The 995-nt window shown below is 45.2% G+C and carries 1 pseudogene; it reads left to right on the forward strand.

Annotated features, from left to right (window positions below):
• Window positions 1–995, forward strand: a pseudogene (locus D9O48_RS18840) (hypothetical protein); the annotation flags it as partial.

A 995-nucleotide genomic window follows, 5' to 3' on the forward strand; every position in this document is an offset into this window, starting at 1 on the left:
CAATTAACACATACGAATATAGATTCAATTCAAAATACAACGGGTTATACAACGATTGCCCAAACGCGCTACAATGCGCTGGGGAGTGCCCGTACGGTGGGCATCGGTAGCGATCCTGCTAATGCAGCTCAACCATTGGAGCGACAGGTGCATGATTACACGATCCGTGGTTGGTTGTTAGGGGTAAACCGTTCAGAATTAACGGCCAATAACAATGCAACGGGCAGTTATTTTGCTTATGACCTGGGCTATGATAAAACAGCCAATATCAGTACGCGTAACTATGTAGCGGCACAATACAATGGCAATATCTCCGGGATGGTGTGGGAGAGTAAAGGAGACGGTATTCGCCGTAAATATGACTTTACCTATGATGCTGCCAGTCGTTTGCTGAGAGGGGTGTTTACGCAAAACGATGCGGGTACCACCTGGGGCAGTGCACAGATGAACTATTCTCTGTATATGGGGGGAACGACGAGTGCGGGTGCCAATCAGGCTTATGATTTAAACGGAAATATCTTAAGAATGTGGCGGGGTGGTTATGTGCTGGGTAATACGGGTACGGCAGATATCGATCAACTGTTCTATACCTATGCCACTGCCACCAACAAGTTATTAAAAATCAGAGATACGGCGGTGAGTATCGGTAATGGCAAACTGGGCGATTTTAAGGATGGGGAGAATACCGATGATGATTACGCCTATGATGTAAACGGCAGTTTGATCAAAGACCAGAACAAGGGCATCGATTCGATTATTTATAATCACCTGAACCTGCCCGAACGGGTGGTGATGAAAGAGGAGAAGGGAACGATCACTTATAGCTATGATGCGGGTGGAGGCAAGAGAAGCAAAACGGTGTTTGAAAAAGATGCATTGATCGATTCGATTACGACCGATATATTGACGGTGACAGATTATACGGGTGCGGGTATTTATGAGAGTAAAACTTATAGTAATGCCACCTTAAATATAAAATTAGGGTATACGAACCG

It is taken from the genome of Gynurincola endophyticus (genome assembly GCF_003991195.1).
In the GTDB taxonomy this organism is placed as follows: domain Bacteria; phylum Bacteroidota; class Bacteroidia; order Chitinophagales; family Chitinophagaceae; genus Gynurincola; species Gynurincola endophyticus.